Annotated in this window: 9 protein-coding genes; 2 read left to right on the top strand and 7 right to left on the bottom strand. The window is 68.4% G+C overall.

Going from position 1 to position 14,291, the window contains the following annotated elements; translation table 11 throughout:
* Positions 1-175 precede the first annotated feature (175 nt).
* From ABE522_RS16510 to pilG, 7 genes are all read right to left on the bottom strand, one after another.
* A complete protein-coding gene (locus tag ABE522_RS16510; protein WP_346592634.1) occupies positions 176-637 on the bottom strand; it encodes a chemotaxis protein CheW in 462 nt (153 codons plus the stop codon).
* Positions 634-1,968 (bottom strand): chemotaxis protein CheB, encoded by a 1,335-nt coding sequence (locus ABE522_RS16515; RefSeq protein ID WP_346592635.1) that lies wholly within the window; start codon positions 1,966-1,968, stop codon positions 634-636. The genes ABE522_RS16510 and ABE522_RS16515 overlap by 4 nt, the downstream gene beginning before the upstream one ends.
* Positions 1,955-8,557 carry an Hpt domain-containing protein gene (locus tag ABE522_RS16520; RefSeq protein WP_346592636.1) on the bottom strand — a complete coding sequence of 2,201 codons (6,603 nt, stop codon included), beginning with the start codon at positions 8,555-8,557 and terminating at the stop codon, positions 1,955-1,957. Before ABE522_RS16520 ends, ABE522_RS16515 begins: the two co-directional genes overlap by 14 nt.
* A 111-nt stretch (positions 8,558-8,668) precedes the next feature.
* Entirely contained in the window at positions 8,669-10,705 is a 2,037-nt protein-coding gene (locus ABE522_RS16525) for a methyl-accepting chemotaxis protein (protein WP_346592637.1), read from the bottom strand.
* A gap of 46 nt (positions 10,706-10,751) precedes the next feature.
* The gene (locus tag ABE522_RS16530) at positions 10,752-11,282 is read right to left on the bottom strand and encodes a chemotaxis protein CheW (RefSeq protein WP_057508184.1); all 531 of its coding nucleotides are present in this window, start codon (positions 11,280-11,282) and stop codon (positions 10,752-10,754) included.
* Positions 11,282-11,644 (bottom strand): response regulator, encoded by a 363-nt coding sequence (locus ABE522_RS16535; RefSeq protein ID WP_057508185.1) that lies wholly within the window; start codon positions 11,642-11,644, stop codon positions 11,282-11,284. The genes ABE522_RS16530 and ABE522_RS16535 overlap by 1 nt, the downstream gene beginning before the upstream one ends.
* A gap of 18 nt (positions 11,645-11,662) precedes the next feature.
* Entirely contained in the window at positions 11,663-12,064 is a 402-nt protein-coding gene (gene pilG, locus ABE522_RS16540; protein ID WP_042614342.1) for a twitching motility response regulator PilG, read from the bottom strand.
* A 226-nt stretch (positions 12,065-12,290) separates the two neighbouring features.
* On the opposite strand from pilG, the gene gshB reads away from it, so the two are divergent.
* Together gshB and ABE522_RS16550 are read left to right on the top strand one after the other, a co-directional pair.
* Entirely contained in the window at positions 12,291-13,241 is a 951-nt protein-coding gene (gene gshB, locus ABE522_RS16545) for a glutathione synthase (RefSeq protein WP_346592638.1), read from the top strand.
* Entirely contained in the window at positions 13,238-14,116 is an 879-nt protein-coding gene (locus ABE522_RS16550) for an energy transducer TonB (RefSeq protein WP_346592639.1), read from the top strand. Before gshB ends, ABE522_RS16550 begins: the two co-directional genes overlap by 4 nt.
* The last annotated feature ends 175 nt before the right edge of the window (positions 14,117-14,291 follow it).

Below are 14,291 nucleotides of genomic sequence, written 5' to 3' on the forward strand. Positions count from 1 at the left end.
GTGCACCTGCCCCCCCGGGTGGGTCCCGCCGGTTGGGCGCCCCGCGTCGCCCGGCGCTGGGGCGGCCCCCCACCGGGTCGTCACCCACCGGATTGGTCGTCACCCACCGGATTGGTCGTCACCCACCGGGTTGGTCGCTACCTGCCAGGCTGGCCGTCCCCGCCCACTGCAGTGTTCAGTGCAGCGAATCCAGCGCGGTTTCCACCGCGTCCAGGTTCGGCAGCAGCGCGCTCTGCTCACCCAGCAGCACACGCATGTGCACGCTGTCGGGAAGGGTTTCTTCGGACGCATCGGCCAGCAGGCCATCGCGCGGCACCGAAATCAGCTGCGGGAAGCTCTGCGTCAGCAGCGCGAAATACGGGCGATGGGCATTACCGGCCAAGGCCTTGAGCACCACCACCTTGTTGTTGCCGCCGATGCTTTCCTCACCCAGCCCGGACAGCCGCGCAAAGGACACCAGCGGCACGTCCCAGCCGTGCCAGGCCAGCGTGCCCAGCAGCCAGTCAGGACCTTCTGCGCTCGCGTGCACCTGCACCTTGGCCATCATTTCGGCCACCGTGGCATTGGGCAGCAGCACGCGTTCGGGGCCGGACTGGATCAGGACCCCGCGGATCTCATCGTTGTTGGCATGGCTCACTGCGCTTCCCCTTGTTCCGGACGTGCCCAGCGGGCACTGATGGCCTGCGCGAGCTCCTGCGGCTCGCCGGCGAACATGCCAGCGGCCACTACGGCGGTGGCGGCGGCCGGGTCGTAGCAGCCCTCGCCCACCTGGCCGCCGACCCAGGCACCGGCCTCGGCCAGCGTCAGTGCCGGGTCGACCTGCATCAGGTCGGCACCGCTGAGCAGGATGACCGCGCTTTCGTCCGGCGGCAGCAGCGCCAGTTCCAGCCCCTGCGGTCGGCTTTCGAACTGCAGTCCGCCATCACGCAGCGCCGTGGCGGTGTCGTCGGACAGGATGTAGACATGGCCTTCCAGCACATCTTCGCCGGTTTCGGCGAGCAGCACCGGCAGCGGGGAAACCCGTGCCATCTGCTTGACCAGATTGCCGTAGCGCGCGCCGTCCAGCGGCATCCGCACCAGCAGCGGCACGTCCAGCGCCGACGGCAGCGCCGCCAGCAGGCGTCGCAGCGCATCAGGGCCGCCGATGCCGGCCAGCACCACCACCGCGCCGCGCGCGCCGCGTCGTGGACCGGTGCTGGGCGCGGTGTCTTCCATGTCCACCAGCGACAGGTGTCCGGAGTCGAACACAGGCAGCGCCGGCGGCGCTGCGGTCTCGCGGGCCACCACAGCGGGTGCGGCGTCCTCATCGAGCAGCGCCCAGCGGCTGTGGTCACCCATCGGCGGCGGCGCTACCGCGCCTGCATCGGCAGGCGTGGCAGGGGCGTCGCGGTCGGCGTGGGCTTCCGGCAGGTCTGCAGCCAGCATCTGCTCCAGCGTCTGCGGCTCCTGCCACTGCGCGGGTGCTTCATACAGGCTGTCGCCGGCCAGCAGGTCCGCGGCATCGGCCGCTTCGTCGAGGTGGAAATCCAGCGGCGCATCGACGTGCAGCTGTGCGGGCGTATCCGGCATCCCGGGTTCGATCTGCAGGTCCTCTTCGACTTCCGCACCGGGCGGCAGCACTTCACGATGGCCATGCAGCTTGGCCGCCAGGTGGCGTGCCCAACGCTGGGTTTCCCAGCCTTCGCGGCGCGCCGCCAGTTCGGCCTCGTCGAACACCAGGGTGAAAGCCGGCGAAGACAGCGCGTCATCCAGCCGCTCCAGCGCGGCTTCCACGGCAGGCTCCAGCGCGATCACCACGGCCTGCGGAGCGAGCGCGATCAGCGTTGCAGGATCCAGCGCATCGGGATCTTCTTCCAGCACCAGCGCCACGTCGGCCTGCACCAGCGCCTCGCGCAGGCGGTCGCGGGCCGCGCCCGGGCGTGCCAGCAGCGCGACGGCCGGTGGCAGGCTTGCATCATTCTCGGACACGGGCGATCCCCAGCAGGTCGTACACGTTGCGCATCAGGTCCAGCTCCTGGTATGGCTTGCCCAGGTAACGCTGCACGCCGATTTCGAAAGCGCGCTGGCGATGCTTGTCGCCGCTGCGCGAGGTGATCATCACGATCGGCACGTCGCGGTAACGAGGATCGGCGCGCATCGCGGTGGCCAGCTCGTAACCGTCCATGCGCGGCATCTCGATGTCCAGCAGCATCAGGTCGGGTACGCGCTCTTCCAGGCGCTCCAGCGCTTCCACGCCATCGCGCGCCACGCTGACTTCGAAGTTGTGGCGTTCCAGGATGCGGCCGGTGACTTTGCGCATGGTCAGCGAATCGTCCACCACCATCACCACCGGCACCTGCCGCTGCTGTTCCAGTTCGGCCACCGGCAGCGGACGCTCCGGGTTGGCGACGAAGCGGCGCACCAGCGGGGCCACGTCCAGGATCACCACCACGCGGCCATCGCCGGTGATGGTGGCACCGTAGATGCCCGGCACCGAGGCGATCTGCAGGCCGACCGGCTTGACCACGATTTCGCGGTTGCCGAGCACCTGGTCGATTGCCACCGCGGCGCGCAGGTCGCCCGCCCGCACCAGCAGCAGCGGCACCTGGGCCTGGCCTTCGGCACGGGCCGGGGCCTGGCCGATCAGGCTGCCCAGGTCATGCAGGGTGTACTCCTCGCCGCTGTAGCGGTAGGTGCTGTCGCCGGCCTCGAAACGCTCGCGCGAAATGCGGCCGATGCCACTGACCGAACCCACCGGGACGGCGAAGGTGGTCTCGCCGATCTGCACGAACACCGCCTGGGTGACGGCCAGCGTCTGCGGCAGGCGCAGGGTGAAACGGGCGCCCTGTCCGCGTACCGAGTGGATTTCCACGCTGCCGCCGAGCTGGCGCACTTCGTTGCGCACCACGTCCATGCCCACGCCGCGCCCGGCCAGCTGGCTGAGCTGGTCGGCGGTGCTGAAGCCGGAGGCGAAGATCAGGTTGTCCAGTTCGTTGTCGGCCAGGGTGGCATCGGCCTGGATCAGGCCGCGTTCCAGCGCGCGTCGACGGATCGCTTCGCGGTCCAGCCCGGCCCCATCGTCGGCCACGTCGAGCACGATTTCAGACCCTTCGCGATGCAGGCGCAGCGAGATCTCGCCTTCCACCGGCTTGCCCGCCGCGCGTCGCTGTTCGGCCGTTTCCAGGCCGTGGGCGACGGAGTTGCGCAGCATGTGTTCCAGCGGCGCGACCATGCGATCCAGCACGTTGCGATCGAGTTCGCCGTGGGTTCCTTCCAGCGTCAGGTGGACCTGCTTGCCGGTATCGGTACCGGCCTGGCGGACCACGCGACGCAGGCGCGGCACCAGCCCGTCGAACGGCACCATGCGCGCGCGCATCAGCCCGTCCTGCAGTTCCGAGCTGACCCGCGACTGCTGTTGCAGCAGCGAATCGTACTGGCGCGACAGATCGTCCAGCACCCCCTGCAGGCCGCCAAGGTCGGCTGCCGATTCGTTCAGCGCGCGGCTGAGCTGCTGCAGCGTGGAGAAGCGGTCCAGTTCCAGCGGATCGAAGCTGTGGTCGGCCTGTTCCTGCTCGCGCTGGTAACGGGCGACGATCTGCGCTTCGGTTTCCAGGTCGAGGCGGCGCAGCTGGTCGCGAAGACGCGCATTGGTGCGGTCCAGTTCGCCCATGGCACCGCGGAAGGCACCCAGCTGCTGTTCCAGCCGCGAACGGTAGATCGCCACTTCACCCGCGTGGTTGACCAGGCGATCGAGCAGGTCGGCACGCACGCGCACCTGTTCCTGCTGCGCACGCGCGCCGCCTTCTTCCTCGCCGCCGCCTTCCACCGGCAGCGGTGCGGACAACGGCAGGCTGGCGATGAGCTCGGCGGCGCTGGCCGATGCGGCGGCCGGTTCGTCGGCCTCGGCCTGCGTGACCGGCCTGCCCTGGGTACGCGCCTCGAAGGCCGCCACCAGGTCGTCAGCCGCCACCACCTGGCGATGGTTGCCGGTCAGGGTGAGCATCTGGTGCAGGCGGTCGAAGCCACGCTCCAGCAGCTGCACGTCGCTGTGCTCGATGCTGGTGCGTCCGGCGAACACCGCTTCCAGCAACGACTCGATGCCATGGCCAAGATCGCCGATGGGGTTGATGCCGGCCATGCGTGCGCCGCCCTTCAGCGTGTGCAGGTCGCGCTGCAGGCCGGCCAACGGCTCACGGTCCTCCGGCGCGGTGCGCAGCTCACTGATCAGGCCATCGCAATGGTCGAGCAGGTCCTTGCCTTCCTCCACGAAGATGTCGACCAGCTCGCGGTCGAGCACGTTGAAGTCCAGCGCATCGGCGGCCACCTCAACCTCTGTTTCGATGGTTTCGATGGTCTCGACGGTTTCGGCGGTTTCGACCGGGACACCGTCATCTGCTTCCACGTCCTCGGCGTGGCCAGCCGCCTGCGCGGAAACGTCATGCACATCCTGCAGCGCCTCGGTGCTGCCAGCGTCCACAGCGGACGGTTCGTCCGGCACGACGCCCGCCTCGACGGCGGAATCCGCTGCCGATGCAGCGACAGGCTCCATTTCGAAGTACGGCTGCCGCACGACTTCGGCTTCCCCTTCGACTTCGGCGGCACGCGGTTGCGGTTGAGCTTGCGGTTGATCGGCCTGCGCCGACAGGGACGGCGCCTGGGCTTCGATGAACTCGCCAACGGCCTCTTCGTCGTCCATCAAGGCATCGTGGCCGGCAACGGAGACCGCCTCGCCGGCGTCATCCTCGGCCGCGTCGTCGATGACGTGCAACCCTTCTTCCAGCGCCTCCTGCAGCGACACGGCATCGCCGAACGCCGCGCTGCCCTGCAGTTCTTCGGGCAGCGCATCCTGTGCGTCGTCGTCGCCCGGCTCGAACCGGGGTTCAAGCGGGTGGTCCTGCTGCGCCAGCGGTTCGATCGCCCCCGGCACGTAGCTGTCAGGCAGTGCAGCATGCGCTGCATCGTCCAGGTAAAGCGAAAGATCCTCTGCGCCGGTCAGCTGTACATCAACATTACGGTCCTGGACCGCCTCGCTGTCTTCGGCGCTTCCGGCAGACGCCTCGGCCTCTGCGACGAAGACCGGTTCGGCGTCCCATCCGCGCCCATCGGACGAGGCCGGGGCCGGGTCCAGGAACGAGGACAGATCGTGGGCGCCGGTCAATTCCACCGCGGTAACGTCCGCGTCGGCGAACGCTGCGATCTGCGCGTCGCGCGATGCTTCCGCGTCCGGCGCAGTGTGTCCATCCTCAGGCAGCAGGATGATGTCGCTGGCCTGCAGTTCGCCGTCGTCGACCATCGCCTCGGCGATCTGCTCCACCTCGGCCTGCTGGACCAGATCGGTGAATTCGATCGCATCGACGTCGCCCTCGGCATCGATGGCATCAGCGGCTTCATCATGCTGCGCCTCTTCCGGCACATCGGATACGTCTTCCAGCACCGGCCAACGCGCTTCCGGCAGGGTCGCGGCAAGCGCCTGCAGGCGTTCGGCAAGTTCCTGCTGCAGCGGGATGCGGGGTGATTCGGCCTGCAGTGCCAGCATCGTGGCTTCGATCGCGCGCGCAGTGGCGTCCAGCGCATGCACGCCTTCATGGCCGGGCACTTCGGACGCCGCCAGCGATCGCTTGATGTAGCTTTCAGCCGCGCCGGTGACGGAGGTGATCTCCGGCACATCGGTCATGGCGAAGGCACCGTTCATGGTATGTACGGCACGCAGCAGCGGGTCGGTCACCGGCTGCGGTTCGATGCGCGACGACGACAGCCACCCATGCAGGGTCGCCATGTGCGCTTCCACTTCGGCTTCCAGGATCTCGCGCAGCACGCTGTCGATGCTGGCTGGCGCGCCCTCGAGGGAGGCGGCCGCCACATCGGCGGCGAAGGCTGCTTCCAGCGCATCGATTCCGGACTGCTCGTCCGCCGCGGAATCCGTCGCGGCGACCGGATGGGCGGGCAACGGCACGTGGAACGTTTCTTCGCCGGCGCCAACGCGGTCGGCGATCGACTGCAGCGCCTGCAGGTCCGCGCTGACCCGCTGCCCACTGCGCAGTGCCGCATTGAGTTCGGGCAGGGCGTGGTAGGCCTGTTCCACCACGGCCACCACCGCCGGCGTTGCCGGGCGGGAGCCATCCAGCACGCGGTTGAGCATGCCTTCGACCTTCCAGGCGAACTCGCCCAGCGTGCGCGCGCCCACCAGGCGCCCACTGCCCTTCAGGGTGTGGAACACGCGGCGGATCGGACGCAGGCGGTCCATGTTGTCCGGCTGCGCGCGCCAGGCCGGCAGCAGCCCGCCCAGGTTGATCAACTCTTCGTCGAACTCTTCCAGGAACACCTCGCGGATATCCTGGTCGATGTTCTCGGCCTGCTGGTCGAACCCTCCGTCGAGCGTTTCGACGGCGGCAGCGGGCGTCTGGGCCAGCACCGGGGCCTGCGGCTCCGGCTGCGGGTTGAAGTCGGCCGCAGCGGCGGCGAGTTCGGCGAGGAACCGTGCGTCGGCATCGTCGACCACCGCGGCATCGGCCGGCGGAGCGTCAGCTTCAATCGCCTGCAGCGGCTCGGACGATGCGAACGTTGCCGGTTCGGTAGCAGTGATCACATCGAATCCTGCCGGAGCCTCGATGACCGAAGCTTCCAGCGCTTCCAACGACAGGACATCGTCGGCATGGCTGATGTCGCCGTCATCGAAGCGGAAGCTGACCGGCTCGAGCGCACTGTCATCCGCCTCGACCTCGGCAAGCACCGGATCGAAGTCGCCGCCATCGATCAGCAGCAGGCCGTCGTCGGCATTGACGAGCATTCCGGGCACGTCACCGTGTGAAGCAGGATCGGCGAGCGTGCCCTGACCCTCGTCGGCGACGGACAGATCCACCTGGGTAACCGGTTCGACCGTCCAACGGGTGGCATCGGCGGCATCTTCAGCGAACACCGGATCGAAGTCGGTGAAGGTCGGCGCGCGGCTGTCGTTCTCGTCGGCTGCCGCGTGGAAGCTGCCGAGTTCCCAGGCCGGCACCGGCGGCGGAACCGCAGTGGTCGCGGCGAACACCAGCGTCGGGGCGGCCGGTTCGGTCGGTACATGCTCCAAGGGCACGCCGTCGAGCGCTTGCGCGTCGGCAGCTGCATCGGTGGCAGGCGCAAGGCCCTGCACGTCCAACGCGGGTGCGGTCGGCGCGGCGTCGAACACGAAGTCCGGCAGCGGCGGCGGCACCTGCGCGGGGGCCGCCGCCAATGCGGGCAGCTCCAGCGTTTCCAGCCCGGGCACCGCGAGCGGCGGCGGCAGCACGGGTTCGCGCTGCACCGGCTGCGGCGCCGCATCGGCCATCGGCTCGACGGCGGCGGCGTTGGCCACCGGCAGCGGCCAGTAGCGCAGGGCTTCCAGGCTGCTGCGGGTGATGTCCAGGATGCTTTCGCGCCCGGCGCGACGATCGCGCAGCGCTTCCAGGTAATACTCCAGGCTGGCCATTGCATCAGCCAGCGTATCCAGCTGGCGTCCGCTGGGCACGCGCTGGCGCCCGATCAATTCGGCGTCGATGTACAGCTGCACGCCCTTCAGGTAGTCGGCCGGCACCGGCAGGTCGAGCATGCGCAGCGCGCCGCCGACTTCGCCCAGCAGGCGCGGTACGTCCTGCAGCTGTTCGTGGTTCCAGTTGGTTTCGATGAAGGCGACGAAGTGCTCACGGGCCACGGTGAAGTTGGCGATCGCTTCGTGCGCCAGCACTTCCAGCGTGCGCCGGGTTTCAGCGGCGGAAGGATCATCTTCGCCGCTGCCGGTCGCGCCCAGGTGGGCAACCTGGTCGTCCAGCGAAGCGTCCACGTACAGCAGGGCACCGGCGACATCCAGCAGCAGGCTCTCGTCGATCTGCTGCTCGCCCGCGACCACGCTGCTGAGCGCATCGCGCTGCTGCACCACCACGTTGCGCGCTACGTCCAGGCCCATCATGGCCAGCGTATCGCCCACCGCGGCAAGCTCGTTGACCTGCTGCTGCAGCTGCTGCGGCGCTCCGCCGGTGCGCAGGTGCAGGTCCAGCGCGTCCTTGATGCGCAGCAGCTCTTCCTTCACCGCGTTGCCGACGGTGTCGAGCAGTTCGCGGTTGCGCCCGCTCAGGCTGCCACGGGCGTGGTCGAGTTCGGCTTCGGTGGCGCCGACGCTGTCCGGCGCAAAGGCCAGCAGCACGCTTTCATTGATGCCCGCCACGCCACGCGCGGCACGGATTTCGTTGAGCAGCGGCAACAGCACGATCGGAATGTCGCGGTGCCCGTTCTGCAGGCGTTCGAGGTAATCGGGAAGCAGCACGCTGCCGCGCATCAGGGTCGCGCAGGATTCGTCGCGCTCGGCGACCTCTCCATTGCCGATCGCCACGGCGAGCTGTTCCAGCTCCTCGGCCACCATCGCCGGCGCATACAGTTCCACCATGCGCAGCGTGCCCTGCACCTGGTGCAGGTAGCCGGCGCACAGGCGCATGCGGCTGGCGTCGGCGGGCGCCTCGACGAAGTACTCGACCTCGTTGCGCACCTGGCGCAGGGTCTCATCCAGCTCCGGCTTCACCCAGCCCAGGGCGGCATGGCTCATTGCATCGCGCAGGGTACTCATGGGCGGACTCCGGTCGCCAGCGAACGCATGCCGCGCGGGGCATGGCATGCAGTGTGGCGGAAATAGTGACGATGCTTCATCAGGTAATCCTTGCTTCCCCGTACTGCCGGCTTACGCCGGCAGCTTGAAGTCGGCGACCGAACGGCGAAGGTCGGCGGCCAGCTGTGCCAGGTGGCCGATCGATTCGGCGGTCTGCCCCGCACCCTGCGAGGTCTGGCCGGTGATCTGCCGGATCACGCCCATGGTATGGGTGATGTCCGATGCGGCCGAGGACTGCTGCTGGGCGGCTACGGAGATGTTCTTGATGAGGTTGTTGAGGGCGTTGGACACGCGCTCGATCTCGGTCAGCGCAGTGCCGGCGTCTTCGGCCAGGCGTGCACCGGACACCACCTCGGCGGTGGTCTGCTCCATCGAGGTGACCGCTTCGTTGGTATCGGCCTGGATGGCCTGCACCAGGCCTTCGATGCGTCGCGTCGCACCGGAGGTGCGTTCTGCCAGGCGCTGCACTTCGTCGGCCACCACGGCGAAACCGCGGCCGGCTTCGCCTGCCGAAGCGGCCTGCACCGCGGCATTCAACGCCAGGATGTTGGTCTGCTCGGAAATGTCGTTGATCAGTTCCACGATCGAGCCGATTTCCTGCGAGGACTCGCCCAGCCGCTTGATGCGCTTGGACGTCTCCTGGATCTGGTCGCGGATCTGGTCCATGCCCTGGATGGTTTCGCGCACCACGCCGGCACCTTCGGCGGCGATGACCACCGAGCGCTGCGCCACTTCGGCGGACTCGGAGGAGTTGCGCGACACCTGTTCGATGCTTGCCGCGATCTCGCCGATGCGGTCCGACGCGGTGGTGATCTGGTTGGCCTGGTGGCCTGCCGCTTCGGCCAGCTGCATCGCCGTGGCCTGGGTTTCCTGGGTGGACACGGCGACCTTGGCCGAGGTGTCGTTGATGGTGGTCACCAGGTGGCGAAGCTCGTCGACGGCGTAGTTGATGGCGTCCGCGATGGCGCCGGTCATGTCTTCGGTCACCGACGCTTTCACCGTCAGGTCGCCCTCGCCGAGCGAGCTGATTTCATCCAGCAGCCGCATGATGGCCTGCTGGTTGCGGCTGTTGAATTCCACCTGCGTCTGGTAGCGCAGCTCCTGCTCGCGCGAACGTCCGCGCACCGAGGTGCTGACGAAGCCGATGATCGCGATCAACGACAGCGCGCCGGACACCACGCCGATCCAGAAGTTCGGGAACAGCCGCGTATCGCTGGCCGAGCCGAAGGAAGAGAATGCGTTGAACAGGCCCTTGCTGTCGGCCAGCATGTCCGACGAGCCGGCGGTCAGGCTGGCGGCCGCGGCCTGCGCGGCGAACAGCTGGCGCGAGCTGGCCAGGATCGCATCGGCGTCGGTCTTCATCGCCGCCCACTGTTGCTGGGACTGCTCCAGCGCGGCCAGCGCGGCGGCGCCACGTACCGCGGCGATGCCCATGTCCTCGTTACCGTTGCGCAGGCCGTCGAGCACCTGGCTGAACACGGTGATGTCGCGGGCCAGTGCATCGCCGGCGCCGGCCGCACCGGATCCACCGGCACGGATTTCAGTGACCCGGCGCGCCATCGTGCCGGCGACCACGACCTGCTGCAGCGCGCTGTAGATCTGCGCCGACGGTGCACCGGAAGCACTCATCGCGCGCACTACTTCGTTCAACTGGGCCTGCAGGCCCGGCACGGCACCGGTGAAGTTGTTGGCGTTGCCGGCCAGGGTCAGCACCGCCGGCTCACTGGACACCAGCTGGGCGGCGCTCTTGGCCAACGGCTGCCAGGTCGCGACCAGCTTGCCGATCGGGGCGGATACACCGGGTTCGGTGCCGTAGCGGCCCTGCAGGGTGGCGACGTTTTCGTCGATCGCCGTGCGGGTGGCCTTGAACGCGGTGAAGGCCGGCGCGTTGCCGGCCACTGCTTCTCGTCCCTGGTTGGCCAGCTGCTGTGACAGCACCTGCAGGTCGGCCGCCTTGGTGCTGGCATCGGCAAGCCGGCTGCCCTGCCAGGTGGCCACGCCGGTGTTCAGGCCGAACAGCGCCATCGCCAGCAACAGCAGGATCAACCACGCGTTGGTGCCACCCAGGCGCACCTTGGCCGCCTTGCTGGAATCGGAAGCAGTACTCATCGTTCAACCTCGATGTTCAATGCAATGCAGGAACGGAAACCGCGGTTCAGGCCGCGGCTTGCCGGAATTCGGGAGTGCGCGACAGCAGCGACAGCGAGAAGACGCCCCAGTCGTGTTCGTCGGCATGGAAGGCGCGTTCGACGAAGTGGGCGTAGCGCCCCTCGGCCAGTCCGCCCACCGCGACTTCCTGGTCCAGCTCGAAACTACGCTGGCCGTAAAGTTCATCGATGGTCAGGGCCACGTCGCCGCCCGCCTGGCGCATGACCAGCACGCGCTGGCCTTCCTGCTGCACCGTGCGCGCGCCTTCCAGGAACAGCTTCAGGTCGATCACCGGGAACAGGTTGCCGCGCAGGTTGCCCACGCCGAGCAGCCACGGCTGCGCGCACGGCACCGGCGTCACCGGGGGCATCGGCACGATTTCCACCACTTCGCGGAAGTCCGAGACCAGCCGGCGATGGCCGACGCGGTACCCCACCCCACGCCACAGGTCCTGGGCGAACTGGCGTTCCGGCAGCTGCACCGCATGGGCCAGGCTGCGGCGCTCGTAGGCTTCGAGGATGTCGAAGGGAGAGCGCATCAGGACACCAGCTCGTTGATCCGCGCGATCAGGTCTTCCTCGCGCGGCGGCTTGACGATGTAATCGGCAGCCCCCTGGCGCAGGCCCCAGGCCTTGTCGGTTTCCATCGCCTTGGTGCTGACGATGATCACCGGGATGTGCTTGGTGGCCGCGTCGCGGGCCAGTGCGCGGGTGGCCTGGAAGCCACTCATGCCCGGCAGCACGACGTCCATCAGCACCAGCTGCGGCAGCTGGCTGCGAACCAGCTCCAGCCCGGCTTCGGCGTTGTCTGCCTCTTCGACCTCATGCCCTGCCTTGCGCAGCCATTGGCTGAACACCGCACGGTCGGTCGGTGAATCCTCGATCAGGACGATACGAGCCATTTTGCCTTTCCCCCCTGGTCAGGCGTTGACGTATGTGCGGATGGCACCCAGCAGTTCTTCGCGCGTGAAAGGCTTGGTCAGGTACTGCTCCGAGCCGACGATGCGCCCGCGCGCCTTGTCGAACAGACCATCCTTGGACGACAGCATGATCACCGGCGTCGACTTGAACAGCTGGTTGCCCTTGATCAGCGCACAGGTCTGATAGCCGTCAAGACGCGGCATCATGATGTCCACGAAGATGATCTGCGGCTGCTGGTCTGCGATCTTGGCCAAGGCCTCGAAGCCGTCGGTGGCGGTCACCACCTCGCAGCCTTCGCGTTTCAGCAGCGTTTCCGCCGTCCTTCGAATGGTCTTCGAATCGTCGATGACCATCACCCGGAGTCCTGCGAGCTCCCCGCCCGCAGTCATGTTCTCAGTCATTACCGTTCCCCATGCGCGGCACTTCGGTCGGCGCCGCTGCGAAGGCGTATCTATATCGCACTTGCGTGACCGCCAGCAAGTTCGGCGGCGACTTTCGTGCGTGAGGCCCGTCCGGCCGTGTTGCCCAGGGCCGGGATCATGGGCCGCACGCACCGTTGCGCGCAGACAGGCGGGCACGCCGCGGGCGGAGCCGCTACCATCAGCACCTTGCCTGACAGGTGCCGCCATGCCGTTGAACGTCATCGTGGTGATGGACCCCATCGCCCATATCAAGATCGCCAAGGACACGACCTTCGCCATGCTGCTGGAAGCGCAGCGCCGAGGCCACGCATTGCATTATGTGAAGCCCGGCGGGTTGAGCCTGGACAACGGCCGCGCCGTCGCCCACACCGCCCCGCTGCAGGTCCGCGACGACCCGCGCGACTGGTACACCCTGGGTGAGTTCAGCCAGACCGTGTTCGGCCCGGGCCAGGTCGTGCTGATGCGCAAGGATCCGCCGGTGGACGCGGAGTTCATCTATGACACCCAGGTGCTCGACGTGGCCGCCACCGCAGGCGCGCGGGTGGTCAACAACCCGCAGGGACTGCGCGATTACAACGAAAAACTGGCCGCCCTGCTGTTCCCGCAGTGCTGCCCACCGACCCTGGTCAGCCGCGACGCCAAGGCGCTGAAGGCCTTCGTGCTGGAACACGGCCAGGCCGTGCTGAAGCCGCTGGACGGGATGGGCGGACGCTCGATCTTCCGCAGCGGCACCGGCGATCCGAACCTCAACGTGATCCTGGAAACGCTGACCGACGGCGACCGCAAGCTGACCCTGGCGCAGAAGTTCATCCCGGACATCACCGCCGGCGACAAGCGCATCCTGCTGGTGGATGGCGTGCCGGTGGATTACTGCCTGGCGCGGATCCCGCAGGGCGATGAGTTCCGCGGCAACCTGGCCGCCGGCGGACGCGGCGAAGGCCGCCCGCTGAGCGAGCGTGACCGCTGGATCGCCGCCCAGGTGGGCCCGGAGATGAAGCGGCGTGGCATGCGTTTCGTCGGCCTGGACGTGATCGGCGATTACCTCACCGAGGTCAACGTGACCAGCCCGACCTGCGTGCGTGAACTGGACGCGCAGTACGGCCTGAACATCGCCGGCCAGCTGTTCGATGCCATCGAGGCCGACCTGCCGCGATGAGCGCGATGGTTTCCCCCGGTGCCGGCGGCCGCGAGTCACAGCGGCTGGGCGCGACCCTGGCGCTGTCCGTCGCCCTGCATGCCCTGCTGATCCTGGGCGTGGGATTCGCGGTGCGCGGCGACGCCCCGCTGGTGCCGACGCTGGACGTGATCTTCACCCAGACCCAGACCGCGCTGACGCCGCAGCAGGCCGATTTCCTGGCCGCCGCCAGCCAGGTCGGCGGCGGCGAGCACGACAAGGCGATGCGTCCGCGCGAGAGCCAGACCGGCGTGGTGCCGCAGGCGCTGCCCGGCAGCAGTCCGGTACCGCAACAACGCCAGGATGCCGCCGCCCCGCCGCCGCCGCAGTCGCGGGTGGTGAGCAGCCGCAATGGCGAAGAGCAGGTGGTGCGGGCCCAGCAGCAACCGATGCCGGAACAGCCGCGCCCGGATGCGCCCTTGAACGCGCGCGAGCAGCGCGATGCCGAGATGGCCCGGCTCGCCGCCGAGGTGCATCTGCGCTCGGCGCAGTACGCCAAACGGCCCAATCGCAAGTTCGTTTCGGCCAGCACCCGCGAGTACGCCTGGGCCAATTACCTGCGCGCCTGGGTGGACCGGGCCGAACGCGTGGGCAACCTGAACTACCCGGATGAAGCGCGCCAGCGCCGCTTGGGCGGACAGGTGGTGATCACCGTGGGGGTGCGCCGCGATGGCAGCGTGGAAAGCGCGCGCATCCTGCGCTCCAGCGGGACCCCGCTGCTGGACGAAGCCGCCCTGCGCGTGGTGCGGCTGGCACAGCCGTTCCCGGCGCTGCCGCAGACCAAGGACGACGTGGACATCCTGCAGGTGACCCGCACCTGGGCGTTCCTGCCCGGCGGCGAACTGCGCGACGACTGAGGGTGTGTGTGTTTGCCGGGCTGCGCCCGGCGGTGCTTTTTTCGGGCAACGGCAACGTCAACGTCAACGTCAACAGCTGCGGGGCTGCTTGTTGGCGGGGGGGGGGGGGGGGGGGGGGGGGGGGGGGGGGGAGACCAACTGCACGGCGCCAAGATATGCTCGAAAACCGACACAG

Origin of the sequence: Stenotrophomonas lacuserhaii, assembly GCF_039674585.1 — a bacterium.
GTDB lineage: Bacteria > Pseudomonadota > Gammaproteobacteria > Xanthomonadales > Xanthomonadaceae > Stenotrophomonas > Stenotrophomonas pennii_A.

Coding starts and splice junctions, on each gene's coding strand:
- ABE522_RS16520 (WP_346592636.1), bottom strand. CDS start 8,557: ATGAGTACCCTGCGCGATGCAATGAGCCATGCCGCCCTGGGCTGGGTG.
- ABE522_RS16530 (WP_057508184.1), bottom strand. CDS start 11,282: ATGCGCTCTCCCTTCGACATCCTCGAAGCCTACGAGCGCCGCAGCCTG.
- pilG (WP_042614342.1), bottom strand. CDS start 12,064: ATGACTGAGAACATGACTGCGGGCGGGGAGCTCGCAGGACTCCGGGTG.
- ABE522_RS16525 (WP_346592637.1), bottom strand. CDS start 10,705: ATGAGTACTGCTTCCGATTCCAGCAAGGCGGCCAAGGTGCGCCTGGGT.
- ABE522_RS16550 (WP_346592639.1), top strand. CDS start 13,238: ATGAGCGCGATGGTTTCCCCCGGTGCCGGCGGCCGCGAGTCACAGCGG.
- ABE522_RS16535 (WP_057508185.1), bottom strand. CDS start 11,644: ATGGCTCGTATCGTCCTGATCGAGGATTCACCGACCGACCGTGCGGTG.
- gshB (WP_346592638.1), top strand. CDS start 12,291: ATGCCGTTGAACGTCATCGTGGTGATGGACCCCATCGCCCATATCAAG.